The following is a 24,646-nucleotide window of genomic DNA, read 5'->3' as shown; positions in this document are numbered from 1 at the left end:
CACCGTGGAGTTAGACTGACGGCATGGCACGAACCACGAGTGGCGAAGACCCGATCGCCGAGCGCAGTGAGAGCGAAGCCGCACCGAATCCGGTGTGGTTCAAGCCCGTCATGATCGGGCTCATGCTCGTCGGGCTGGTCTGGGTTCTCTTCTTCTACCTGAGCAACATGCAGTACCCGATTCCCGGGATCGGCGCATGGAACTTGGTCATCGGCTTCGGAATCGCGTTCATCGGGTTCCTCATGACGACCCGCTGGCGCTGACACACCGAATTACACCCGTGTGATTCATCCCCAGGTGTGGATGGAACTGTGGATAACTTCTCAGCCGACCAATGACGGCACGGCGAGGAGACCGATGAGCACGACGCTGACGGCGACGAGCGACCCGATCTGCAGGGGTCGCTGCTTCGGCGCTCGCGTTCTCGCGTAGACGAACCCGACGAGTGCTCCGACGACCAGGCCACCGAGGTGCGCCTGCCAGGAGATGCCGACGGCGTTCAGCTCCGCGACGAACGATCCCGAGCCGATCGAGTTGATCAGCGCGAGCACGAACGGGAAAGCGAAGTTGATGCCGATCAGCACCGCGATGACGCGGATGTCGGCACCGATGTGGCGCCCGATGACGAGCAGCGCGCCGAACAGACCGAAGATCGCGCCCGAAGCTCCGACGACACTGGTCAGCGGCGCGAGCAGGGTCACTGCCACGGATCCGCCGAGCGCACTGATCAGGTACAGCGCGAGGAAACGGCCCTTACCCAGCATCGGCTCGAGACTGCGGCCGAGGATCCACAGAGTGAACATGTTGAGGGCCAGGTGCAGGAAGCTCGCGTGCGCGAGCGCTGCGGTGAGCACACGCCACGGCTGGAACGGGTAACCGGGCGTGACGAATCCACTGTTGAACACCAGCGTCGACTGGATCACCGGGCCGTAACCCGGGATCAGCGTCAGGATGTAGAACAGCGCGGTGATCGCGATGATCGCGAGGGTGACCACGGGTCGTCCGCTCGACACAGCGGCGAGGGCCTGGGGCCTCCGCGCCCAGCGACGCTCGGCCTTCCGCTGCACGGGCGTTCGAGCCTTCCGCTGCTCCGCCATGCACTCGGGGCAGATCACTCCCACGGCACCCTGCGTCTGGCACTCGGGACAGATCGTGCGCATGCATCGCTGGCACAGCACGAAGCTCTGCCGGTCGGGATGCCGGTAGCAGAAGTTGTCGCGGTTGCGACGGAACTCGTCCGTGGTCACCGGTGTGCGATCAGACGGAGACGACGTCGATCGACGAGATCACGACGGGCTCGACCGGACGGTCGCCGGCACCGGTCGGCACAGCGGCGATCGCGTCGACGACGGCCTTCGACGCGTCGTCGGCGACCTCGCCGAAGATGGTGTGCTTGCCCTGGAGCCACGGGGTCGGGTCGGTCGTGATGAAGAACTGCGAGCCGTTGGTGCCCTCGGCCTTGCCGGTGATGGCGTTGCGGCGCAGGCCGGCGTTGGCCATCGCGAGCTTGTAGGGAGCGGCGAAGTCGAGTTCGGGGCTGATCTCGTCGTCGAAGTTGTAGCCCGGGCCTCCGATGCCCTGTCCGAGCGGGTCGCCGCCCTGGATCATGAAGTTGGGGATGATGCGGTGGAAGATCACGTCGGAGTAGAGCGCGCCTTCGCCCGGCTTGCCGGTGCCCGGGTCGGTCCACGCCTGCGAACCGTCGGAGAGTCCCACGAAGTTCTGCACCGTGCGGGGTGCCTGGTCTCCGAAGAGGTTCACGACGATGTCGCCGTGGTTGGTGTGGATGGTCGCAACCGCGCTGTGGATAGGCATGGGTACATTCTCGCAGAGTTATAAGCAAGCCCCTCCGCCCGGAGAAGCCCGCTTCTGGCAGTATGGGTGCACACGTCCCATCTATCCGGGAGGGCATCATCGTGAGCCTCAGCCGTAAGCGCAAAAAGCAACTCCGCAAGCTTCAGGATCAGGCATCGAAGCTGTGGGAATCGCAGCAGGTCCTCGTCGGGGAGAGCGCGCACGTCGCGCGTGAAGCCGGACGCCAGTTGGGTTACTTCGGCCGCGAGCAGGTCGTACCCACCGTTCAGGATTCGTACCAGAAGTACGCCGCTCCCTACGTCGACCGCAGCGTCGACTACTCCAAGCACGTGCTGTCCGACAAGGTCGTGCCGGCCGCCGGCGCCGTCGTCGGATCCGCGCTGTCGGTGTGGGATGCCGCGCACGACACCCGCGACCGCATCGCCAAGGGACGCGGCCTCGAACTCCCCAACGCGAAGAAGTATGCAAAGCGCGCCGACAAGTACGGCAAGAAGGCGACCCGGAAGCTCTCGAAGAAGCTCTCCGTGCAGCCCCGCCATGACGGAATCAGCGCCGGTGGCGTGATCGCCATCATCCTCGGTGTCGCCGCTGCCGTGGGCGTGGCCTACGCCGCGTGGCAGACCCTGCGCGCCGACGACGAGCTGTGGGTGGCCGACGACCCGCTGCGCGCCCCCGACGCGTGACACCGGACCCCACGGAGCGCGTGCGCACGGCAGCCGCCGAGCGCGGGCTCGACATCGAGGTGCGAGAGCGCCCCGCGGCCCACAGCCTCGTCGACGCCGCCGCGCTCCTGGGGATCCGTCCCGCCGATATCGTCAAGACGCTGGTCGTCAAGCGGTCTGACGACACGTTCTTGTTCGCCTTGATCCCGGGCGATCGGGCCATCTCCTGGCCGAAGCTCCGGGCTATCGTCGGCGTCAACAAGCTCCGCCTTCCCGAACCGGAGCTCGCCCTCGAGGCGACCGGTTATGAGCGTGGAACGATCGTTCCGATCGGCAGCTCCACCGCGTGGCCCGTCTTCGCCGACGAGCGCATCGCGGGCACTCGAATCGCGATGGGCGCGGGCGCCCACGGATTCAGTCTGTTCGTCGACGCCGACGCCCTGATCGAGGCGTACGGCGCAACGGTCGCCGACATCTCCGGTGACCTTCCGGCGTCCTAGCGACCGGCCATCTTGAGGCCGATCTCGACGAGCTTGACCTTCTGCAGATGCCGTACATCGGGCAGGTCGAACCAGGCTGCGCGATCGGTGGAACCGTCGAGCTCGTTGCGCAGGCGTCCGCCGGTGATGCGCGCTCGATACACGATCCGCAGGGTGTGCAGCGGACCCGGAGCGTCGGCCGTCAGGCGACTCGACGCCGGTATCACCCGCGAATGGATACCGAGCAGGCTCTCGACCGAAACCCGATAGCCGGTTTCTTCACGCACCTCACGGCGCACTGCGTGCTCGGGATCCTCACCGGGTTCAAGACCCCCACCGGGGAGCGTCCACGCCGCCCGGCGTCCCTCGTTCCAGTGCGCCAGCAGCATCCGATCATCGGCGCCGATGACGACGGCGTAGGCGGCGACTCTGGTATCCATCCGATCCACATTACTCAGGCTCCTATGCTGGCGAGTGTGATGGCACCGCGTTCACCCGAAGCCGCCAGGCTTCTCTCGCTCGCGGCCGACTACATGTTGCGACACGGAGTCGGCGGAATCTCGCTCTCGCGCCTGGCCAAAGACATCGGATCGAACAATCGGATGCTTCTGTATTACTTCGGCTCGAAGGACGAACTGTTCACGGCCGCCATTCTCCGGGCGTACGAGCGATTCCCCGGTCTTCATGGCCTCATGGCCGCCCTGAGAGACGGCGACGGCGGACTCGAGGAGCGCATCGCCTACGGGTGGCGCACCATACGCGCGGCGGAGCATCGGGCCTACGTCGCGTTGCTGTTCGAGTCGTTCTCGATCGCCGTGCGTGAGCCGACCGAGAACAGGAGCCAGATCGCGGCGGTCGGGGCCGAATGGCCGGCCGGTCTCACCGATCTCTTCCTCGCACACGGGCGTGAACCCGCTGTGGCGCGGCGCGAAGCCACCCAGTTGCTCGCCCTCTGGCGTGGATTGCAGTTCACGCTCCTCGAAGGCACCGATATCGCCGAACTCGACGAAGCCCACGACCGCGCGGTCGCCGCGATGTTCGGCGGCGGAGGACGCACCGAGCGCTCAGAAGGGTGAGTTCACCGACGCATCCGCTCGCGGAGCGTCTCGCAGTCGACACGGTCGGCCAGGCGTCCGCGCTCTCGCAGGATCGGGAGCACGAGTTCTCCGAAAGCGGCGATGTCGCGGGTACCGAAGACGGGCTCGATGAGAAAGCCGTCGAGCCCGGTCTCTGCAGCCAGCGACTCGATGCCGTCGGCAACCTCGTGCGGATCGCCCACGATGCGAAACCCCCGGGTTCCCTTGCCCTTCAGGTCGTCGATGATCTCGCGCACGGTCGGCGCGGGCGCGCCGTTCGAGCCGAGGAACCGCTCGATGTTGCTCGTACCCATCTGGCCGACGGGGCCGCCCGCCTCGAGCACCTGATGAAGGGTGAGGTCGGGATCGAGGGCGAGGAGGTCGATGCCCGTATTGCCGGCGTACAGCGTCGCGACGACATCATCGGTCTGCATCGCGTCGAACTCCGCAGCCAGGCGGTGCGCCTCCTGCGATGTCTCGGCGACCACGACGGTGAGCCCCGACATGATCCGCGGGTCTTCGCGCCCCTGCTCTGCAGCGACCTCTCGGATGTGCGCCACGTTGCGGGCGGTGTGCGCGGGAACCGTGGCCTGCACGAAGACGCACTCGGCGTGGGTCGCGGCGAAGGCACGACCCGCCGGTGACGTCCCCGCCTGGAAGATGACGGGCGTCCGCTGCCGCGTCGGAGGCGCCCCGAAGTATCCGTCGCTGCGGTAGTGCTCCCCGTCGTAGGTCACCCGCGTGATCCCCGCGCGGTCCGCGTAGATCCCGCGCACCGGGTCGGCGACGAGAGCGTCATCCGACCACGACTCCTCCCAGTACTTCTTCGCGAGCTCGACGTACTCGGCCGCGATCGCGTAGCGCACGTCGTGCGGCACCATCTCGGTGTGCCCGAAGAGTTCGGCGACGGCGTTCTGCGAGGAGCCGGTCACGACGTTCCAGCCGAACCGTCCGTTCGAGATCGCGTCGAGCGTCGAGAACCGCCGCGCCAACTGCACCGGATGATCGACGCCCGTGTTCGCCGTGATCACGAACCCGAGTTCGGTGGTCTCACGCATCAGGATCGGGACGAGCCCCGCGGGGTCGTAGCCCGAGAAGTTGATCCCGCGTTCCACCGCGCCGAGGGCGATGTCGTCACCGAGGATCGGATAGCCGAAGCCGTCGGCGAAGAACAGGAAGTCGTACCCGGTCCGATCCATGATCCGCGCAATCTCGACCCAGTGCTGCGGGTCGGCGAAGTCGATCGAGTCGCTCAGCGGGTGCGGCCAGCTGAGGGTTCCCCCGATCTGGGGTCCGTAGACCTCGAAGACTCCGAAATGCAGGCTCACCGCGCGCCCTCCATCGAGATCCGATCCATGCCGCGATCCTTCCTTCGCTCTCTCTCGTCCGACCGACGAAGCGGTCGGTGACGAGAGGGTGCCGAGCGACCGACCCGAAATGAATCGATCAGTTCACACGGTAGGGGGCGGTTGTTTCGAGGGAATGACGCGACCTCGACGCGGGCGTAACGCCCCGAAGCTCGTCGCGCTTCCGAAGTGACCTCGCAGGTGCGAAGCCTGCAAGCCTCGAAGCGTGATCGTCGCGTGGCTTCGTCTACGCGGTGAAGTGGCGTCGTAGCCACAAGGACAGCCGCTGGCCGATGCCCCATCCGGGAACCTCCATGGAGCCGCGCCTGGTGGACGTGTGGACGAAGCCGCGATCATCTCGGATCAGCACCTGGCACCGCACCAGCACACGGGTCCCATGACTCGCCCCCTCAGTGCTCACCGAAAGGCTCGCCGCGCTCACCCACGCGGGATCGATCCTGCGCACCGCTAGGTGCCTGGTGAAGTCACCGCGCAGAAAGTGCGCCACCGACTCGACTTCCTTCGCGGGGGGTTCCACTGTGCCGTCAAGGAGGTCGAATGAATACGCAACCCCGTGACCGGCTCGCACCGCGAACGAGACGTGCGCGAGAGGCCAGTCGGGGTTGGCTGGGGAGTCAAAAATGAAGTGTCCGGTGATGCCGTCTGCAACGTCGGCGAGTTCACGTCTCCTAGGCACGTAACGCCCTCCTCCGTCCCTGCGCTCTCCACGCGCCGCTTCGCAGCGCGCGGAGCCTCGGCGCCGGGGCCCATCGAACGCTCGCTTCGCTCGCCGTTCGAATCCCCGATCCCGAAGACGGGAAAAGCGGCCGCCCTGTCGGGCGACCGCTTTCCCATCTGTGGAGCCTAGGAGATTCGAACTCCTGACATCCTGCTTGCAAAGCAGGCGCTCTACCAACTGAGCTAAGGCCCCGGGGCTGTTGTGGGGCTACCAGGACTTGAACCTGGGACCTCTTCATTATCAGTGAAGCGCTCTAACCGCCTGAGCTATAGCCCCGAACTACATTGACGCAACAAGTCGTCAACCTCGAAGACTTTACCGGAACCGCGACGAATTCACGAATCGGTACCGCGCCGGTCCGCTGTGCAACGCCGCGGTTTGGTTCACTGATCAGGTGACCTCAGAAACTCCCGCACACGACGGCGAAGAACACGGCACGGGGATCGGCCGCCGGCTCAACTGGCTTCGAGCCGGCGTGCTCGGTGCGAACGACGGCATCGTCTCCGTCGCGTCGCTCGTCGTCGGCGTCGCGGGCGCCGGTGCCGGCATACCCGCGATCCTGGCGGCGGGTATCGCGGGGCTCGTGGGTGGCGCCATCTCGATGGCCCTGGGCGAGTACGTCTCGGTCAGCAGTCAGCGCGACAGCGAACGCGCGCTCATCGCGCAGGAGAAGCGTGAGCTGCGGGACATGCCGGAGGAGGAGTTGGGGGAGCTGGCGCTGATGTATCGCCGACGCGGGCTGTCGGAGGCGACCGCCGAACAGGTCGCCCGAGAGCTGACCGCGCACGACGCACTCGCCGCGCACCTCGAGGTCGAGCTCCACATCGACCAGGACGACCTCGTCAGTCCCTGGCAGGCCGCCGCGTCGTCCGCGCTCGCTTTCACCGTCGGCGCGCTGCTCCCGCTGCTGGCGATCCTGCTTCCGGCGCCGGAGTGGCGCGTGCCCGTGACGGCCGTGGCAGTGCTGGTCGCCCTTGCGATCACGGGGACCATCAGCGCGCGACTGGGTGGATCGTCCGCTCCTCGCGCCGTCGTGCGACTGGTCGTCGGCGGCGCGCTCGCACTGGCTGCTACCTATGCGATCGGTGCACTCCTGGGGACCACCGGCGTCGTGTGACGCCGAGACAGGATCAGTTCGAGGTGAAGCCGACGAGCAGACCGCCGCTCACCTTGACGGCGAGGTTGTAGATGCCAGCGATGACCGCGCCGAGCACGGTCACGACGATGAGATTCAGGATGGCGACGATCGCTGCGAAAGCCATCACCTGCGGCAGGCCGATGAAGGTCTTGATCGACACACCGCCGTCGGAGAAGCTCGTGAAGAACTCGTCGACCTGATCGATCAGACCCGTCGTGTTGACGACCATGAACACCAGGAAGAACGACACCACGGTGACGATCGCGAGCGCGACCGCCGCGAGGAACGACAGCTTCACTGCCGACCAGAAGTCGACGTAGACCAGACGCAGGCGAACCTGCTTCGCGGTCGTCTTGTGCGTCGATTTCTTGGCGAGCTTGTCGGCTACCGTGCTCATTCGTCCGCGCTTTCCTCAGGTGTCTCGGTCGGCTCTTCGACAGACTCGGTTGTGGGCTCGGGTGCAGGATCTGCGACCACGTCGGCATCTCCGTCGGATTCGGATGCTTCAGCCAGGCCGCGCTCTCCGTTCCGGGCGATCGCGATGATGCGATCATCGCCTCCGGCACGTGCGAACACGACTCCCATCGTGTCACGACCCTTGGCGGGCACCTCGGCCACGGCAGAGCGTACCACCTTGCCGCTGGCAAGAACCACAAGGATCTCGTCGTCCGCGGAGGCGATGAGGCCGCCCGCGAGATCGCCTCGATCGTCGCTCAGACGCGCGACTTTGATGCCGAGTCCGCCGCGGCTCTGGGTGCGGTACTGGTCGACCGCGGTGCGCTTGGCGTAGCCACCCTCGGTCACGACGAAGACGAATCCGTCGTCGCTGACGAGCGACGCGGACAGCAGGCTGTCGTCGCCACGGAACGACATGCCCTTCACGCCCTCGGTCGCGCGTCCCATCGGACGCAACGAGTCGTCGGTCGCGGTGAACCGGAGTGACATGCCGTGCCGGCTGATGAGGAAGACGTCATCACCCTCATCGGTGAGCAGGGCGCTGACGAGCTCGTCGCCGTCCTCCTCGTCTGCGCCGCGCAGCTTGATCGCGATGACACCGCCCTGACGGTTGGTGTCGTATTCGGTGAGTCGCGTCTTCTTGACGAGGCCGCCACGCGTGGCCAGCACGAGATAGGTCGCGACGTCGTAGTCGCGGATGTCGAGGATCTGGGCGATCTCTTCGTCGGGCTGCAGCGCGAGAAGGTTCGCAACGTGCTGACCCTTCGCGTCACGACCGGCTTCCGGAACCTCGTAGGCCTTGGACCGGTAGACGCGACCCTTGTTGGTGAAGAAGAGCAGCCAGTGGTGCGTGGTGGTGACGAAGAAGTGCTCGACCACGTCGTCCGCGCGCAGCTGGGCACCCTTCACACCCTTGCCGCCGCGGTGCTGCGAGCGGTAGTTGTCGCTGCGCGTGCGCTTGATGTAGCCCTCGCGCGTGACGGTGACGACCATCTCTTCCTCGGGGATGAGATCTTCGATCGACATGTCTCCGTCGTAGCCCGGGAGGATCTCGGTGCGACGGTCATCGCCGTACTTCGACACGATCTCGGTGAGCTCGTCGCGGATGATGGAACGCTGGCGGGCGGGGTCGGCGAGGATCGCCTTGAAGTCGGCGATCTGCAGCTCGAGTTCGGTCGCTTCGTCGATGATCTTCTGACGCTCGAGAGCAGCCAGTCGACGCAGCTGCATCTGGAGGATCGCGTCTGCCTGGAGACCGTCGATATCCAGCAGCTCGATCAAGCCGGTGCGGGCGTCGTCCACCGTGGGGGAGCGCCGGATGAGCGCGATGACCTCATCGAGGGCATCGAGCGCCTTCAGGTATCCGCGCAGGATATGAGCGCGCTCTTCGGCCTTGCGCAGACGGAAGGTCGTGCGCCGCACGATGACGTCTACCTGGTGCGCGATCCAGTAGCTGATGAACCCGTCGAGAGGCAGAGTGCGGGGCACCCCGTCGACGATCGCGAGCATGTTGGCGCCGAAGTTGTCCTGCAGCTGCGTGTGCTTGTACAGGTTGTTCAGCACGACCTTGGCCACCGCGTCGCGCTTCAGCACGATCACGAGGCGCTGACCGGTGCGGTCGGAGCTCTCGTCGCGGATGTCGGCGATCCCGGTGATCTTGCCATCGCGCGCCAGGTCGCGGATCTTCACCGCGACGTTGTCGGGGTTGACCTGATAGGGCAGCTCAGTGATCACGAGGCACGTACGGCCCTGGATCTCCTCGACGTTGACGACGGCGCGCATCGTGATCGAGCCGCGGCCCGTGCGGTACGCGTCTTTGATGCCCCGCGTTCCGAGGATTTGCGCCGCGGTGGGGAAGTCGGGCCCGGGGATGCGCTCCATGAGCGCTTCGAGCAGTTCTTCGCGGCTGGCCTCTGGGCGCTCGAGCGCCCAGAGCGCGCCGGCGGCGACCTCACGCAGGTTGTGGGGCGGGATGTTGGTCGCCATACCGACGGCGATACCCACCGAGCCGTTGACCAACAGATTCGGGAAGCGCGCCGGGAGCACGACGGGCTCCTGGGTCTGCCCGTCGTAGTTGTCCTCGAAGTCGACGGTCTCTTCTTCGATGTCGCGCACCATCTCGAGCGCGAGGGGAGCCATCTTCGTCTCGGTGTAGCGCGGGGCGGCCGCACCCTGGTTGCCCGGGGATCCGAAGTTCCCCTGTCCGAGAGCGAGGGGGTAACGCAACGACCACGGCTGGACGAGGCGCACGAGGGCGTCGTAGATCGGAGCGTCACCGTGCGGGTGGTACTGCCCCATGACCTCGCCCACGACACGGGCGCACTTCGAGAACGACTTGTCGGGGCGGAACCCGCCGTCGTACATGCCGTAGATGACGCGACGGTGCACGGGCTTGAGGCCGTCTTCGACACGCGGCAGCGCGCGACCGACGATGACACTCATCGCGTAGTCGAGATAGCTCCGCTGCATCTCGAGCTGCAGATCGACCTGGTCGATGCGGCCGTGGTTGTGCTCGGGGATCGAGCGTTCTTCGTCAGCCATGTGTTCTTTCCGTTGATCGGTCCCTGAGCGAGCTCGGGGGCGCGAGTGAACGCGTCAGATGTCGAGGAAGCGCACGTCTTTGGCGTTGCGCTGGATGAAGCCGCGACGCGACTCGACGTCTTCGCCCATGAGGACGGAGAAGATCTCGTCCGCCGCCGCGGCGTCGTCGATCGTCACCTGGAGGAGGGTGCGCGTCTGGGGGTCCATCGTGGTCTCCCACAGTTCCTTGGCGTTCATCTCGCCGAGACCCTTGTAGCGCTGGATTCCGTTGTCCTTGGGCACACGCTTGCCGCTGGCGATGCCCTCCGCGAGCAATGCGTCGCGCTCACGATCGCTGTACACGTATTCGTGCGGAGCGTTCGACCACTTCAAGCGGTAGAGCGGCGGCTGGCCGAGGTAGACGAACCCCGCCTCGATGAGGCCCCGCATGTAGCGGAACAGCAGCGTGAGAAGCAGGGTGGTGATGTGCTGGCCGTCGACGTCGGCATCGGCCATCAGCACGATCTTGTGATACCGCGCCTTCTCGATGTCGAAGTCCTCGCCGATGCCGGTGCCGAAGGCCTGGATCATCGCCTGCACCTCGTTGTTGCCGAGAGCACGATCCAGACGCGCGCGCTCGACGTTGAGGATCTTGCCGCGGAGGGCCAGGATCGCCTGGATGTGCGGGTCGCGACCCTGCACCGCCGAACCGCCGGCCGAGTCTCCCTCGACGAGGAAGATCTCACTGATCTTCGGGTCTTTGCTCGTGCAGTCCTTGAGCTTGTCGGGCATGGACGCCGACTCGAACACGCTCTTTCGACGCGCGGTCTCGCGCGCCTTGCGTGCCGCGAGGCGCGCGGTGTTCGCATCCATCGCCTTGCGGACGACGTTCTTGGCCTGCGTGGGATTGCGATCGAACCAGTCGCCGAGGCGGTCGCCCACGGCCTTCTGCACGTACGCCTTCGCCTCGGTGTTGCCAAGCTTGGTCTTCGTCTGACCCTCGAACTGCGGCTCGGAGAGCTTCACCGAGATGACGGCTGTGAGACCCTCGCGAACGTCCTCGCCGGAGAGGTTCTCGTCTTTCTCCTTGAGGAGGTTGTTCGCCCGTGCGTATTTGTTGACCAGAGCCGTGAGGGCCGCACGGAAACCTTCTTCGTGCGTTCCGCCCTCGTGGGTGTTGATCGTGTTGGCGAACGTGAAGACGTTCTCCGTGTAGCTCGTGGTCCACTGCATGGCCATCTCGAGCGCGATCTTGCGCTCGGTGTCTTCGGATTCGAAGTCGATGATCACGTCATTGACGACGTCTGCGCGGCGCACCTTGTTCAGGTACTCGACGTAGTCGACGAGCCCGCGCTCGTAGAGGAAGCTGTCGTTCGGGTGGTGCGGCGTTTCTTCGCCGTCTTCGCTCGCTTCGACCGAGATGGCATCCGGACGCTCATCGCGCAGCGTGATGCGGAGCCCCTTGTTGAGGAAGGCCATCTGCTGGAAGCGCGTGCGAAGGGTCTCGTAGTCGAAGTCGACCGTGTCGAAGATCGTGGCATCCGGCCAGAACGTGATGGTCGTACCGGTCGCGTCGCTCGGCTCTGCCTGAGCGAGGGGTGCCTCGGGCACGCCGCCGTTGCGGTACGACTGACGCCAGAAGTAGCCCTGACGCTGCACGGCGACCTCGAGACGCGAGGAGAGGGCGTTGACGACCGACGAGCCGACACCGTGCAGACCACCCGACACCGCGTATCCGCCGCCGCCGAACTTTCCGCCGGCGTGCAGCACGGTGAGAACGACCTCGACGGTCGACTTGCCCTCGGTGCGGTGCATGTCGACGGGGATGCCTCGACCGTTGTCGACGACGCGGACAGCGCCGTCTTCGAGGATCGTCACCTCGATCGTGTCGCAGTACCCGGCCAGGGCCTCATCGACCGAGTTGTCGACGATCTCATACACCAGGTGGTGGAGTCCTCGAGCACCGGTGGAGCCGATGTACATGCCGGGGCGCTTGCGAACCGCCTCGAGCCCTTCGAGTACCTGGATCTCATCGGCGCCGTAGTCGTTGTGAACTTTCTCTGCGGGCCGGGATTCGGGTTCTTCAGGAACGCTGTCGGGGTTCACGGACGTCATAGGTTTCGCGCGCTCCACATCGGTCATCGGTAACTCGGCCAGTCTACCCTGTGCCGGCAGGATCCCGACGCTTATACGCCTCTGTGACGCGATGAAAATGCCGTAACCAAGATCGGACCTAGCTCAACCGTAGGTATCGCGCGGACCACGGCCCTGAATCGCTCTGGGACCCCATTTCCAAGAGGGGACGTCAGGTCCGATGAAGCGGATGCTGTCGACCCCCGCCTCCGGGAACCGCCGGACGATCTCCGACAGGATCTGCGCGCGCATGAGCTGGAGTTGCTTGGCCCAGGCCGTCGAATCGGCCTGCACCGTCAGCATCCCGGCGTCGAGTGCCACCGGTCGCGTGTGCTTGGCCGTTTCGTCGCCGGCCACGTCATCCCACGTGCGGACGAGGTCTTCGCGGGCGAGGGCGGAGTTCCATCCCGCCGTCCGAGTCAAGTCGGCGAGCACGTCGCCGACACCGTGGGGATCGCGACCCGCCGTGAACGGAGCGTTCTCCTCGGAATCGGCCGAGCGTCGTTGCCGGCGCTTGCGCCGATAGGGAGAGGGCTCCAGTCCGCGCAGGCGGAGGTATGTCGCCATCGATTCGGGGAGATCCGCCTCGTCAGGCATCGGGGGCCTCGACGATCCGTCCGGAATCGACCCGCACCAGACGCGCGCGGAGTGCGTCGGGCACGTCTTCTTCCACCGCCGACGTCACGATGACCTGCTCATAGCCGCCGACCAGATCGGCCAGTCGCGACCGACGGCCGGCGTCGAGCTCGGCGAAGACGTCGTCGAGGATGAGCACCGGATCACCCAGACGCGACTCCGCTCGCAGCAGCTCGGCCGACGCGAGTCGCAGGGCGAGCGCGACCGACCACGATTCGCCGTGCGAAGCATAGCCCTTGACCGGCAGGCCCCGTACGCGCAGCACCAGATCATCTCGATGCGGGCCAACGAGGGTCAGCCCTCTCTCGAGTTCCGCGGGACGTCGCGCCGCGAGCGCGGCGCGGAACTGCTCTGCCAGAGAACCCGAGTCGGTCGATTCACCGTCGATCGATTCGTCGTCTTCAGGATCTCCGCCGCGAACCGAGAGCGCCCACTCGAGCCGCGGATCGTGATCGGCACCCGCGATAGCGGTGTAGGCGCCGGCGACGGGCGCCGCGAGGTCACGGGCCAGCGAGAGCCTCGCTTCGATGACCTCGGTACCGAGCGCGACGAGTTTGTCGTCCCACACGTCGAGAGTCGACAGAGCATCGCCGCGCACGCCGCGTGCTTTCGCGGATTTGAGCAGTGCGGTGCGCTGCTTGAGCACGCGGTCGTAGTCGCCGAGCACGCCGGCAAGACGGGGAGCGCGCTGCACGAGCAGCTGATCGGCGAATCTGCGACGGGCAGACGGGTCTCCTCGCACGATCTGGAGATCTTCGGGTGCGAACAGGATCACCTGCGCGTACCGCGGCAGCTCCGCCGTCTTCACGGCCGCGCCGTTGACCCGGGCCTTGTTGGCGCCCTGGCGGTTGACCTGCAATTCGAGCAGCACGCTTCTCTCGCCGTGCGCGAGGCGCGCTCGGACGATGGCGGCCTCCGCGCCGTCGCGAACCAGCGGGGCATCGTTCGATACCCGGTGCGACCCGAGGGTGGCGAGGTAGGCGATCGCCTCGGCGAGATTCGTCTTTCCCTGACCGTTGCGACCGACGAACACGTTGGCCCCGGGACCGAGTGACACGTCGGCGACCGCGTAGTTGCGGAAGTCGACGAGACTCAGCTGCTCCACGATCACCGGGGAAGCCTACCCGCGACGTCCGACGTCAGCGCAGGAGGAGGTTCGGCTGCAGCAGGTACTTGAACGACTCCTCGCCGCCCGATGTCTGGGGCGTGACCAGCACGGGGCTGAGCTTGTTGGCGTTCTCGCTCGACGTGAAGGTGACGCGCGCGAATTCGCTGCGGACCGCGCCGAGCGACTCGAGCAGGTACTGCGGGTTGAGCCCGAGGGTGACGTCCTCGCCGACGAGAGTCGCGTCGACCGATTCGGAGGCGCGCGCCTGCTCGGTGCCGGACGCATCCATCGAGACGCCGTCGGCGGTGAACGTGAAACGCAGCGGTGCGGAGCGGTCGAGCACGAGCGCGACACGACGAACCGCTTCGGCGAGCTCTGCCGTGTTGACCACCGCGTGGTGGTCAGTAGCTTCGGGGAAAAGCCGGCGGACCGGGGGGAAGTTGCCCTTGATCAGCAGCGATGTCACGGTCTTGTTGCCCGCGGTGAACGCGATGATCTCGCGGTCGCCCGAGCCGGAGAAGGCGATCGAGATGTCACCACCGTGGGCGAAGGTCTTGCCGACCTCCTGCAGGGTTCGTGCCGGGACGAGGGCCGTGGTCGGCTCGTCGGAGGCCGAGGTTCCGCCGTCCCAGGGGATCTCGCGGAGCGCAACGCGGTAGCGGTCGGTGGCCACCAGGCTCAAGCGCGTTCCCGACACCTCGAGCTGCACGCCGGTGAGAACCGGGGTGACATCGTCGCGCGACGCGGCGAAGGCGACCTGCGCGATGGCCGTCGCGAAGTCTTCGGAGGGAACGAGGCCGGACTCGCCATTGACCTCGGGAATGGCGGGATATTCCTGAACCGGCATCGATGCCAGCGTGAAACGCGCCGAACCGCAGGTGAGCACGATTCCGCCGTCATCGTCGACGACGATCTGGATCGGCGCGTTGGGCAGGCGGCTCGCGATCTCGGACAGCAGACGCCCGTGGACGAGGATCGTGCCCGGTTCGTCGACGGTCGCCTCGATGGTGGTGCGGGCGGATGCTTCGTAGTCGAAAGCGGCGAGCGACAGACCCTCGTCGCTCGCTTCGATCAAGACTCCCGCAAGGATCGGCTGCGGGTTCCGCTGCGGCAGGAGCTTGACGACGAACGACACGGCTTCGCTGAACACATCACGATTGACGTGAAATTTCACGGGTGCTCCCTCGACGTCGGGCTTGGGTTACTCATGCTAGTGCCCGCTCCCGGATGATCCGGAAAGCCCGTTGCCGCCGTAAAGGTGATCGACCCGGCTTGCTTAACAATTTTTGTTCTTCATCTTGTTAACAGCTGTGGAAACTGTGGACAACTCGGTGGATACCTGTCGCGACATGGGAACTACACGCGTGTGAGATGTGGACTCGGTGCGGAAACCGCCCCCAACATGTCGTCGTCGGGATCACAGCATCCGAGGCTCTGTCCACAGGTCTGTCGAATCCGTACACATCCCGCGCACGGGAAATCGTAGTTATCCACACGTTTTCCACATGTGCAGAACGTCGTTCGAGAACCCCTCTGAGGGGCCGTCTGCGCACGAAAGAGCCCCCGAGACCCGTGGAAGGGGGTCACAGGGGCTCAGTCGGAGAGGATCAGCGGGACCGGCCGAGCTGCGTGGTGATCTCCGTCACCTGGTTGTAGATCGATCGGCGCTCCTTCATGAGGTCGCTGATCTTCTTATAGGCGTACATCACGGTGGTGTGGTCGCGGTTCCCGAACAGCTGACCGATCTTCGGCAGTGACAGGCTCGTGCGCTCCCGGCACAGGTACATCGCGATCTGACGGGCGATCGCGATCGACTGCGAGCGACTCGACCCGTACAGATCGTCGACCGACAGCTTGAAGTACTGAGCGGTCGCCGTGATGATGTCGGTCGGTGAGACGACGTTCTGGTCGTCCTGATCGATGATGTCGCGCAGCACCGTCTGGGCGAGGGACATGTCGAGCGTCGAGCGGTTCAGGCTGGCGAACGCCGAGACACGGATGAGTGCGCCCTCTAGTTCACGGATGTTCGACGACACCACGGTCGCGATGTACTCCATGACCTCGTCGGGAATCTGCAGTCGCTCGCTCTGTGCCTTCTTGCGCAGGATGGCGATACGCGTCTCGAGGTCGGGTGCCTGGACGTCGGTGATGAGGCCCCACTCGAAGCGGCTGCGCATGCGGTCTTCGAAGCCGGTGAGGTGCTTGGGGGGCACATCGCTCGTGATCACGACCTGCTTGTCGTGGTCATGGAGCGTATTGAAGGTGTGGAAGAACGCTTCCTGGGTCTCGGCGCGACCCTGCAGGAACTGGATGTCGTCGATCAGCAGGATGTCGACATCGCGGTACCTGGCCTGGAACGCCGAGCCGCGGTTATTCACGATCGAGTTGATGAAGTCGTTCGTGAACTCTTCGCTGGAGACATAGCGCACGCGGATGCCGGCGTACATGCTCACGGCATAGTCACCGATGGCGTGCAGGAGGTGTGTCTTGCCCAGTCCGGAGTCGCCGTAGATGAAGAGCGGGTTGTACGCCTTCGCGGGGGCCTCGGCGACCGCGACCGCCGCGGCGTGGGCGAAACGGTTGGACTGCCCGATGACGAAGTTGTCGAACGTGTACTTCGGGTTGAGGCGGGTGTCGTTGCGGGAGGCGGGGGACGCGGACTCGGACGTATCGTCCATGTTCGGTCGCGAGTGGGGAACCGTCGCGGGCGCGGGCGTGGGGGCCGGCTCGTGGTCGATCTCCGGATGCGGCGAGTTCGCCGGCGAGCTGAGATGAGCGTCGATGAGGTCGGGGTTCACGGCGACCCGGAAGGATGCGGCGGGCTCGGGTGCCTCGACCCGGGTGAGGGCCTCGAGCAGGGGCAGCCGAAGACGCTTGTTGATCTGCGCTGCGGTCAGATCGTTCGGTACGTCGAGGTACAGAACGCCGGCGTAGACACCGCTGGGCACGACGAGGTTGAGGAACCCCCGGAGCTGGGGAGTCACGCGGTCGTCCCGGTCGAGCATCTCGAGAACCGCGGGCCAAATGGGGACGTCGGCGACCTCGTTCGGTGACATCGTCCCCCCGGGAGCTCGCGCGTCTCAGATCGACGGGCGCGCCGAACCTGTGGATAACTATCGGAGACACACGTTAGTCAGCGGTCGTCACGAGAGCAAAACCCACTGTAGATCCGGGCGGCGTGTCATTGCCAGGGGGAACCCCACAGGTTGGGGATAATCGCTCTTTGGCCTCGATCGGGTTTGAGTTCTCAGGAAGTCCGGCTTAGTCTTAGTCGGTTGACTTATGCCCTCGTGGCAGTCCCCACCGTCTGGGCCCGGATGATCGCCCGGGCGGCATCCGATACCGGAGTTATCTCATGAGCAAGCGTACGTTCCAGCCCAACAACCGCCGTCGCGCCAAGAAGCACGGCTTCCGTGCCCGCATGCACACGCGTGCCGGTCGCGCCATCCTCTCGGCTCGGCGCGCCAAGGGGCGCACCGAGCTCTCGGCCTGACCTCACTCGGTCTCACCCACCCCGTGCTCGCGAAGCCGAACCGACTCACGCGCGGATCGGACTATAAAGCCATCGTCCGGCGCGGTGCTCGGTGTGCGGGAACGCACACCGTCACCTACGTGGGCGGTGGCGGCGACGCGCCGGCTCGTTTCGGTTTCATCGTGAGCCGACAGGTCGGTTCGGCAGTCACGCGCAATCTCGTCCGGCGTCGGCTGAAGGCCGTGTGCGCGGAGGCTCTCGAGGTCGTTCGCCCCGGGGCAGATGTCGTGATCCGTGCTTTGCCCGGTTCAGCGACGGCAGACTTCGCGGAACTGCGTGACGACGTCGTCCGCTGTCTGAAGCGGAGGGCCGTATGAGCACCTCCACTCTGCCGACCTCGTCGACGGGGAACGGACACTGGGTCGCATCCGATCTCGTGCGCTCGGTTCCTCTCGTGCCGCGCAACACGGCGCTGAGTGTTCTCCACGCATATCGCGCGACGATCTCCCACGTCTATGGCGACGTGTGCAAGTACTACCCCTCTTGTTCGGCGTACGCGGTTGGTGCGGTGCAGCAGCACGGGGTCGTGAAAGGCGTGGTTCTGGCGGCCGCGCGACTCGCCCGATGTCATCCCTGGGCTCAGGGTGGCATCGACGACGTGCCGCCTCACCGCGCCTTCCGCTATGAGCTCACCCGGCACGGCTTCGTCGTGCCCCCTGGAAAGGACTGACTCTTGGGCTTCGACCTGATTGGAACCATCCTCTGGCCACTGAAGTGGCTGGTCGAACTCGTGCTGGTCGCGTGGCACTGGGTGTTCACGGCGATCGGCATGGCGCCCGCAGCGGGCCTGACGTGGGTGCTTTCGATCGTCGGTCTGGTGATCGTCGTGCGCGCCGCGCTGATTCCGCTGTTCGTCCGTCAGATCAAGAGCCAGCGAAAGATGATGGAAATCGCTCCTGAACTGCGAAAAGTTCAGGAGAAATATCGCGGCAAGAAGGATCAGCTCTCTCGTGAGGCCATGAGCCGGGAGACCATGGCGCTCTACAAGAAGCACGGCACGACACCGGTGTCGAGCTGCTTGCCTCTGCTCGTGCAGATGCCTGTGTTCTTCGCGCTGTTCAGCGTGCTCAACGACGTGCAGAAGATCGCGACCAATCCCAGCTTCAGTGGTGTCGGGCTCCTTGACAACCGGCTCACGCAGGAGTTCTACGACGCCAAGCTCTTCGACGTCGCTTCGCTGCACGTCAACCTGACGACGGCATGGAGCCAGCCCGACGGCCAGGTGTCGGTCATCATCCTGATCATCCTCGTGGTGCTCATGATCTCGTCGCAGTTCTTCACCCAGCTGCAGATCATCTCGAAGAACCTGTCCCCCGAGGCCAAGACCGGCCAGGCCTACCAGATGCAGCGCGTCATGCTCTTCATCCTGCCGCTGGGCTTCATCTTCTCGGGTGTGTTCTTCCCCCTCGGCGTCGTCATCTACTGGTTCGCCAGCAACCTGTGGACGATGGTTCAGCAGTTCATCGTCATCCGCGAGATGCCGACTCCCGGGTCCGAGGCTGCGAAAGCCCGCGAGGAGCGCCTCGCTCGCAAGGGCAAGGCGATCGACTCGAACGGCAAGGTCGTTCCCATGGAGAAGTACCAGGCCGAACAGCAGCGTCTGCTCGAGGAGGCCGAGCGCGCACGCGCCGCAGCCCCCAAGCGCCAGCAACCGGTCGGCAAGCAGCGCGCCAAGAAGCAGGGCACGAAGCCGACGGCCGCTCGTCCGGCAGCATCCCCGCCGTCGTCGCCCGATGCGCCCGACGCGCCCACACCTCGCTGACCGCACCACCTGAAAGACGATCATGACGACTTCCGAGCAGACCGAAGCACCCGCCCCCGCTACCGATGAGCAGCTCGAGCAGGAGGGCGACGTCGCCGCCGACTATCTCGAAGCGCTTCTGGATATCGCCGACATCGACGGCGACTTGGCGATGGATGTCCGCGCCGGTCGCGCTTATGTCTCCGTCGAGGCGGATGCAGCGGGACCTATCGCCCGCCTCGCAGAGCCCGAGACGGTGCGCGCCCTGCAGGAACTCACGCGGCTCGCTGTGCAGAACAGTACCGGGCGATTCTCGCGTCTCATCCTCGACGTCGGTGGATCGCGCGATGCTCGCCAGCGCGAGCTCGAGGTGCTCGTCGATCGTGCGATCGCGCGCATCGACGAAGGCTCATCGCAGGCCTCGCTGCCGGCGATGTCGAGCTATGAGCGGAAACTGATTCACGACATCGCAGCGGACCGCGGATATGCGTCCGAGTCGTTCGGCGAGGGCGCGGACCGTCACCCCGTCATCCGCCGCGCCTGACGCGTTTCACGTGAAACATCGATGACCTCTCTCGAAGCCGAGCCGGCGGCTGCCGCTGTCATCTTCGGCGACACGATCGACCAGGCCCGTCGGTTCACGAACGCTCTCGCCGAGCACGGGGAGGAACGCGGTCTGATCGGACCCCTCGAACTCCCCCGGTTGTGGACGCGCCACGTACTGAACAGTGCCGTCGTTGCACCGCTCTTCACGGGACGGGTCGGCGACGTCGGATCCGGCGCCGGCCTTCCGGGTATCGCGCTCGCGATCGCACGCCCCGACGTCGAGTGGGTTCTCATCGAACCGATGGAGCGCCGTACCGTGTGGTTGGCGGAACAGGTCGACACGCTCGGCTTGACCAATGTCGAGATCGTTCGCTCGCGCGGTGAGGAATGGTCGGGAGCCGGGACTCTCGATATGGTCACGGCTCGCGCAGTCAGCGCTCTGAAGACGCTTCTCCCCTGGACGGCGCCCCTCGTTCGCAGTGGCGGCGAGCTCGTGCTTCTCAAAGGAGCGAATGCGCAGAACGAGATCAGCGCCGCGACGAAACAGCTTCGTGCTCATAGGGTGACCGATGCTCGAGTCGAGGTCGTGGGTGCTGATCTGCTCGACGAGCCCACGCGCGTCATTCGCGCTTTCGTCCGCGCATAACCGTAGACCCCGCCCCCGTTTCACGTGAAACATCGGCCGTCGTCGCGGGCACGACGGACGCATGCCCGCGGCGACGATGTTTCACGTGAAACCCACCCGGAATAGATGCTGTCCGCCCCCTGACGTAGACTCGATCGAGTGTGCCGAACCGGCGAGAAGGAGAGAGTTTCACGTGAAACATCCCGATGACCGGTCGCCGATGGATGCTTTCGAGGACTCGCCCATCGCCCGCGAGATCGCCAACCTCTCCGCCCGACGACGTGCTCTCGAGAGCGTCGAAGTGCAGCTTTCCGGCGAGACCCGCATCATCACCGTCTCGAACCAGAAGGGCGGAGTCGGAAAGACGACGAGTGCCGTCAATGTCGCTGCCGCTCTGGCTCAGGTCGGGGCCCGTGTGCTCGTCATCGACCTCGATCCGCAGGGGAATGCCTCCACGGCCCTCGGCGTGCCCCACAACGCTGAGGTCTCGAGTATCTACGACGTGCTGATCGACGAGGTCCCTCTCGCTGACATCGTGCAGCAGAGCCCGGAGTCTCCCCATCTCTTCTGCGCGCCGAGCACGATTCATCTCGCCGGTGCGGAGATCGAGCTCGTTTCGCGCGTCGCACGCGAGCACCGCTTGCGCACCGCCCTCGATGAGTACGTGAACGATCCTGATCACCGCATGGACTTCGTGATCATCGATTGCCCTCCGTCGCTCGGTCTCCTCACGATCAACGCCTTCACCGCGGCCCGCGAAGTGTTGATTCCGATCCAGTGCGAGTACTACGCCCTCGAAGGTCTGAGCCAGCTGCTCGGTAGCGTGCAGATGATTCAGAAGCACCTCAATCCCAGCCTTCGACTGTCCACGATCCTGCTGACCATGTACGACGGACGCACGCGCCTCGCTCAGCAGGTGGCGGAGGAGGTGCGAGAGCATTTTCCCCACGAGGTGCTGCGCACCGTCATCCCGCGATCGGTGCGCGTATCGGAGGCGCCGAGTTTCGGACAGACCGTCATCGCCTACGATGGGCAGTCGGCCGGCGCCATTGCCTATCGCGAAGCCGCGATCGAGATCATCCGGCGAGATGCCGTTGACCGGAAGGAAGCCTGATGGCGAAGAGGACTGGCCTGGGCAGGGGGATCGGCGCGCTGATCCCGACGGCGGAGCAGAGTGAGTCGCGTCCCGTCGACGTGTTCTTCCCCGATGGGCAGGCGCAGGCGGCGGCCGATCAGGCGGCGGTAGCACGCGCAGAGGATGAGGCCGCGCAGCTCGTTACGGTGCCGGGAGCGCGGTTGATTCAGGTCGACCCCCACAAGATCGTTCCGAATCCCCGGCAGCCGCGAACCAATTTCGATCCCGACGACCTCGCCGAGCTCGTCCACAGCGTCCGTGAGTTCGGGGTGCTGCAGCCGGTCGTCGTGCGACCGCTGGATGACGGAACCTACGAGCTCATCATGGGGGAGCGACGCACACGCGCTTCGCGTGAGGCCGGGCTCGAGACGATCCCGGCGATCGTGCGAGAGACCTCCGACGAGAATCTCCTGCGTGACGCTCTCCTCGAGAACCTCCACCGTTCGCAGCTGAACCCGCTCGAAGAAGCATCGGCGTATCAGCAGCTGCTCGAAGACTTCGGTATCACCCAAGACGTGCTGGCGACCCGCATCGGACGCTCCCGTCCTCAGATCAGCAACACGATCCGTCTGCTTCGGTTGCCTGTGCCGGTGCAGCAACGGGTTGCGGCCGGCGTTCTCACGGCAGGTCACGCACGTGCCATCCTCTCGGTGGACGGGCCCGATGCCATGCAGCGGCTGGCCGACAAGATCGTCAACGAAGACCTCTCGGTGCGCGCGGCGGAGGCCGCGGCCAAGACTCCCGAGCTCAAGCGAGCGGCTCCGAAGGCCGGCGCTCGGCGAGGGCACCTCGACGAGGTCGCGGAGCGGCTGGGTGACCGGCTGAACACGAAGGTCCGAATCGCCCTGACAGCACGTAAAGGCCAGATCAGCATTGATTTCGCGACCATCCAGGATCTCAACCGGATTCTCTCGGAGATGGGCGAAGAGGGCTACGGCGCCTGAGGCCGGAACCTCGCCCCACGCATTCGCCGTCGGCGGCGCCGAGGGGTGTTCTCGCCGCGTACCCTTGATGGATGGCCACGCATGACGACCAGCCCCGGAGGAGGGCGAGCCTCGAACTGCTCCGCGCAGAGGCAGCCGACGAACTCTCCGTTCTCGTCCACGAGAGGTTGCGTGACGGCGAAGATCCGTGGGATTTCATGGAGGACCTCCCCACGGTCGACGAGCTCGTCGTGCTCATCCTTCGGGCCGAGAACATCGCCGAGAACGGTGGAGCGCGGCCCAACCGGGCGCGGCACTACCGGGTTCTCCGGCAGATCGCGTTGGACTATCCGCCACTGACCCGAGCCGTGTGGCGTCTGCTGGGCAATGAGGAGAACCACCGTCGATGGGATGCGGCGATCCGTCTCGACGCGCAGTGACCCGATCCCCGTGAGCTGATCCCGAAACAGGAGATGCCCGTGGGGGAATGCGAGAATCCCCCGCAACCACGGGGGTTACGAGGGATTCTCGGATGCTGCGCGGAGCAGTATGCGCGAGACGGAATGTGTCAGCCGATGAACGCAGCGAGATCCTTCTCGAGCGCGAACTTGGGCTTCGCGCCGATGATGGTCGTCTTGACCTCGCCACCCTGGAAGACCTTCATCGCCGGAATCGACGTGATCTGGTACTTCATGGCCAGGTCAGGGTTCTCGTCGACGTTGAGCTTCAGAACGGTGATCTTCTCGGAGTTCTCGGACTGGATCTCGTCGAGGATCGGTCCGACCATGCGACACGGGCCGCACCACTCCGCCCAGAAGTCGACCAGGACGGGTCCATCTGCGTTCAGGACGTCCTGCTCGAATGTGGCGGACGTCGTCGCCTTAGCGGTCATTGCATCTCCTTAGTGGGAAGTTCTGCTCGTGATAACGCCGGTCGGGGCCCGAATGTTCCTCAGGCAGCGTCGGCGTCGGGGAGGTTCTCGATCTGGTCTGCCGTCACTTCGGGCGCGCCGGCCTCGCCGCGCGCGGCCAGGTAGTGCTCGACATCGAGGGCGGCGATGGTTCCGGTGCCTGCAGCGGTGATCGCCTGACGGTAGGTCGGGTCGATGACGTCACCGGCGGCGAAGACACCCGACACCGAGGTACGCGAGGAGCGCCCGTCGACCCAGATGGTGCCCTCGGGGGTGAGGTCGAGCGTGCCGTGCACGAGGTGGGTGCGCGGGTCGTTGCCGATGGCGACAAAGAGACCGTCGAGATCGAGGTGCCGGGTCGAGCCGTCGACGGTGTCGCGAAGCTCGACGCCCGATACGGCGTCATCGCCGAGGATGTCGGCGACCTCGGTGTTCCAGATGAACTCGATCTTCTCGTTCGCGAAGGCGCGCTCCTGCATGATCTTCGAGGCGCGAAGGCTGTCCTTGCGGTGGATGACGTAGACCTTCGAGGCGAACTTGGTGAGGAACGTCGCCTCCTCCATCGCCGAGTCGCCGCCGCCGACGACGGCGATCGTGCGGTCGCGGAAGAAGAACCCGTCGCACGTGGCGCACCACGAAACGCCGCGGCCGGACAGGCGCTCCTCGCCCGGCAGACCGAGCTTGCGATAGGCCGAGCCGGTCGCGTAGACGATCGAGTAGGCCTCGTACTCCTTGCCGCTGCCCAGAGTGACCTTCTTGATCGGTCCGTTGAGGTCGAGCGACACGACGTCGTCGTAGAGCACCTCAGCGCCGAAGCGCTCGGCCTGCTCCTGCATCTTCGTCATGAGGTCGGGACCCTGGATGCCTTCGGGGAATCCGGGGAAGTTCTCGACGTCGGTGGTGTTCATGAGTTCGCCGCCGGCTTCGACGGAGCTCGCCACGACGAGCGGCTCCAGGTTCGCTCGAGCTGCGTAGATCGCGGCGGTGTATCCCGCCGGGCCCGATCCGATGATGATGACGTGACGCACGTGCGTCGCCCCCTTCGTTGGTCCTACGGCGTATGAACTCATCGTAGCCCGGCGGTATTCCGCACCCTCGCGCTCATCCGGAGAGCGGAAGGTCGGAT

At 65.5% G+C, this 24,646-nt stretch carries 27 protein-coding genes and 2 tRNA genes; 14 read left to right on the top strand and 15 right to left on the bottom strand.

All coding sequences use genetic code 11. From position 1 onward, the window contains the following. Positions 1-23: 23 nt before the first annotated feature. The gene (locus tag ABTU82_RS08730; protein WP_121150989.1) at positions 24-263 is read left to right on the top strand and encodes a cell division protein CrgA; all 240 of its coding nucleotides are present in this window, start codon (positions 24-26) and stop codon (positions 261-263) included. Positions 264-323: 60 nt separating this feature from the next. Here the strand turns inward: ABTU82_RS08730 and ABTU82_RS08725 are convergent, their stop codons facing one another. Beyond that, positions 324-1,247, bottom strand: coding sequence for a rhomboid family intramembrane serine protease (locus ABTU82_RS08725; protein ID WP_407172937.1), 924 nt, complete (start codon positions 1,245-1,247; stop codon positions 324-326). A 10-nt stretch (positions 1,248-1,257) separates the two neighbouring features. Beyond that, positions 1,258-1,815, bottom strand: a complete 558-nt coding sequence (locus tag ABTU82_RS08720) for a peptidylprolyl isomerase (protein ID WP_116646975.1) — start codon at positions 1,813-1,815, stop codon at positions 1,258-1,260. Positions 1,816-1,916: 101 nt separating this feature from the next. On the opposite strand from ABTU82_RS08720, the gene ABTU82_RS08715 reads away from it, so the two are divergent. Beyond that, positions 1,917-2,498 carry a DNA helicase gene (locus ABTU82_RS08715; protein ID WP_116647269.1) on the top strand — a complete coding sequence of 194 codons (582 nt, stop codon included), beginning with the start codon at positions 1,917-1,919 and terminating at the stop codon, positions 2,496-2,498. A gap of 20 nt (positions 2,499-2,518) precedes the next feature. Next, positions 2,519-2,977, top strand: coding sequence for an aminoacyl-tRNA deacylase (locus tag ABTU82_RS08710; protein WP_407172935.1), 459 nt, complete (start codon positions 2,519-2,521; stop codon positions 2,975-2,977). Here the strand turns inward: ABTU82_RS08710 and ABTU82_RS08705 are convergent. After that, positions 2,974-3,396 (bottom strand): NUDIX hydrolase, encoded by a 423-nt coding sequence (locus ABTU82_RS08705; protein WP_407172933.1) that lies wholly within the window; start codon positions 3,394-3,396, stop codon positions 2,974-2,976. The two genes, ABTU82_RS08710 and ABTU82_RS08705, sit on opposite strands and share 4 nt — an antisense overlap. A 39-nt stretch (positions 3,397-3,435) precedes the next feature. Between ABTU82_RS08705 and ABTU82_RS08700 the strand changes: the two genes are divergently transcribed. Further along, on the top strand, positions 3,436-4,032 hold the full coding sequence (locus ABTU82_RS08700) for a TetR/AcrR family transcriptional regulator (protein ID WP_407173310.1): 597 nt from the start codon (positions 3,436-3,438) through the stop codon (positions 4,030-4,032). A 2-nt stretch (positions 4,033-4,034) separates the two neighbouring features. Here ABTU82_RS08700 and ABTU82_RS08695 read toward each other — a convergent pair whose 3' ends face one another. From ABTU82_RS08695 to ABTU82_RS08685, 3 genes are all read right to left on the bottom strand, one after another. Continuing rightward, on the bottom strand, positions 4,035-5,360 hold the full coding sequence (locus ABTU82_RS08695; RefSeq protein WP_407172931.1) for an NtaA/DmoA family FMN-dependent monooxygenase: 1,326 nt from the start codon (positions 5,358-5,360) through the stop codon (positions 4,035-4,037). Positions 5,361-6,236: 876 nt separating this feature from the next. Further along, a tRNA-Ala gene (locus tag ABTU82_RS08690) sits at positions 6,237-6,309 on the bottom strand. Positions 6,310-6,319: 10 nt separating this feature from the next. Then, positions 6,320-6,393 (bottom strand) — tRNA-Ile (locus ABTU82_RS08685). A gap of 118 nt (positions 6,394-6,511) precedes the next feature. On the opposite strand from ABTU82_RS08685, the gene ABTU82_RS08680 reads away from it, so the two are divergent. Continuing rightward, positions 6,512-7,234, top strand: a complete 723-nt coding sequence (locus ABTU82_RS08680) for a VIT1/CCC1 transporter family protein (protein ID WP_407172930.1) — start codon at positions 6,512-6,514, stop codon at positions 7,232-7,234. Positions 7,235-7,247: 13 nt separating this feature from the next. Here ABTU82_RS08680 and ABTU82_RS08675 read toward each other — a convergent pair whose 3' ends face one another. The 7 genes from ABTU82_RS08675 to dnaA form a co-directional block, all read right to left on the bottom strand. Further along, positions 7,248-7,652 carry a DUF3566 domain-containing protein gene (locus ABTU82_RS08675; protein ID WP_116646968.1) on the bottom strand — a complete coding sequence of 135 codons (405 nt, stop codon included), beginning with the start codon at positions 7,650-7,652 and terminating at the stop codon, positions 7,248-7,250. Then, entirely contained in the window at positions 7,649-10,252 is a 2,604-nt protein-coding gene (gyrA, locus tag ABTU82_RS08670) for a DNA gyrase subunit A (RefSeq protein WP_407172928.1), read from the bottom strand. Before gyrA ends, ABTU82_RS08675 begins: the two co-directional genes overlap by 4 nt. Positions 10,253-10,306: 54 nt before the next feature. Next, positions 10,307-12,346 carry a DNA topoisomerase (ATP-hydrolyzing) subunit B gene (gene gyrB / locus ABTU82_RS08665; protein ID WP_116646966.1) on the bottom strand — a complete coding sequence of 680 codons (2,040 nt, stop codon included), beginning with the start codon at positions 12,344-12,346 and terminating at the stop codon, positions 10,307-10,309. Between the two features lie 123 nt (positions 12,347-12,469). Then, complete coding sequence (locus ABTU82_RS08660; protein WP_116646965.1) at positions 12,470-12,961, bottom strand: DciA family protein; 492 nt, start codon at positions 12,959-12,961, stop codon at positions 12,470-12,472. Next, positions 12,954-14,111, bottom strand: a complete 1,158-nt coding sequence (gene recF, locus ABTU82_RS08655) for a DNA replication/repair protein RecF (RefSeq protein ID WP_407172927.1) — start codon at positions 14,109-14,111, stop codon at positions 12,954-12,956. The genes ABTU82_RS08660 and recF overlap by 8 nt, the downstream gene beginning before the upstream one ends. Positions 14,112-14,139: 28 nt before the next feature. Continuing rightward, on the bottom strand, positions 14,140-15,282 hold the full coding sequence (gene dnaN / locus ABTU82_RS08650; protein ID WP_116646963.1) for a DNA polymerase III subunit beta: 1,143 nt from the start codon (positions 15,280-15,282) through the stop codon (positions 14,140-14,142). 433 nt (positions 15,283-15,715) lie between these two features. Further along, positions 15,716-17,164 carry a chromosomal replication initiator protein DnaA gene (dnaA, locus tag ABTU82_RS08645; protein WP_116646962.1) on the bottom strand — a complete coding sequence of 483 codons (1,449 nt, stop codon included), beginning with the start codon at positions 17,162-17,164 and terminating at the stop codon, positions 15,716-15,718. Between the two features lie 299 nt (positions 17,165-17,463). On the opposite strand from dnaA, the gene rpmH reads away from it, so the two are divergent. From rpmH to ABTU82_RS08600, 9 genes are all read left to right on the top strand, one after another. Then, positions 17,464-17,601: a 50S ribosomal protein L34 gene (gene rpmH, locus ABTU82_RS08640; RefSeq protein WP_026302947.1), complete on the top strand. Its 138-nt coding sequence runs from the start codon at positions 17,464-17,466 to the stop codon at positions 17,599-17,601. A gap of 23 nt (positions 17,602-17,624) precedes the next feature. Next, positions 17,625-17,957, top strand: coding sequence for a ribonuclease P protein component (rnpA, locus tag ABTU82_RS08635; protein WP_116646961.1), 333 nt, complete (start codon positions 17,625-17,627; stop codon positions 17,955-17,957). Beyond that, positions 17,954-18,310, top strand: coding sequence for a membrane protein insertion efficiency factor YidD (gene yidD / locus ABTU82_RS08630; protein WP_116646960.1), 357 nt, complete (start codon positions 17,954-17,956; stop codon positions 18,308-18,310). Before rnpA ends, yidD begins: the two co-directional genes overlap by 4 nt. 3 nt (positions 18,311-18,313) lie before the next feature. Further along, entirely contained in the window at positions 18,314-19,402 is a 1,089-nt protein-coding gene (gene yidC / locus ABTU82_RS08625; protein WP_407172924.1) for a membrane protein insertase YidC, read from the top strand. Positions 19,403-19,424: 22 nt separating this feature from the next. Further along, positions 19,425-19,925 (top strand): Jag family protein, encoded by a 501-nt coding sequence (locus ABTU82_RS08620; protein WP_116646958.1) that lies wholly within the window; start codon positions 19,425-19,427, stop codon positions 19,923-19,925. A gap of 21 nt (positions 19,926-19,946) precedes the next feature. Then, a complete protein-coding gene (gene rsmG, locus ABTU82_RS08615) occupies positions 19,947-20,573 on the top strand; it encodes a 16S rRNA (guanine(527)-N(7))-methyltransferase RsmG (protein WP_407172923.1) in 627 nt (208 codons plus the stop codon). A gap of 199 nt (positions 20,574-20,772) precedes the next feature. Further along, positions 20,773-21,666 carry a ParA family protein gene (locus tag ABTU82_RS08610; RefSeq protein ID WP_116646956.1) on the top strand — a complete coding sequence of 298 codons (894 nt, stop codon included), beginning with the start codon at positions 20,773-20,775 and terminating at the stop codon, positions 21,664-21,666. Continuing rightward, positions 21,666-22,631, top strand: a complete 966-nt coding sequence (locus tag ABTU82_RS08605) for a ParB/RepB/Spo0J family partition protein (protein ID WP_116646955.1) — start codon at positions 21,666-21,668, stop codon at positions 22,629-22,631. Before ABTU82_RS08610 ends, ABTU82_RS08605 begins: the two co-directional genes overlap by 1 nt. A 71-nt stretch (positions 22,632-22,702) precedes the next feature. After that, complete coding sequence (locus ABTU82_RS08600; protein WP_116646954.1) at positions 22,703-23,050, top strand: tryptophan synthase subunit alpha; 348 nt, start codon at positions 22,703-22,705, stop codon at positions 23,048-23,050. 128 nt (positions 23,051-23,178) lie between these two features. Here ABTU82_RS08600 and trxA read toward each other — a convergent pair whose 3' ends face one another. Next, complete coding sequence (gene trxA / locus ABTU82_RS08595; RefSeq protein ID WP_116646953.1) at positions 23,179-23,502, bottom strand: thioredoxin; 324 nt, start codon at positions 23,500-23,502, stop codon at positions 23,179-23,181. Positions 23,503-23,561: 59 nt separating this feature from the next. Continuing rightward, positions 23,562-24,548, bottom strand: a complete 987-nt coding sequence (gene trxB, locus ABTU82_RS08590; RefSeq protein WP_205781220.1) for a thioredoxin-disulfide reductase — start codon at positions 24,546-24,548, stop codon at positions 23,562-23,564. Between the last annotated feature and the right edge of the window lie 98 nt (positions 24,549-24,646).

The organism is Microbacterium deferens, from assembly GCF_045517775.1.
GTDB lineage: Bacteria > Actinomycetota > Actinomycetes > Actinomycetales > Microbacteriaceae > Microbacterium.
Note: the sequence above shows the minus strand (reverse complement) of the source record. Positions and strands in the feature narration are given on the sequence as shown.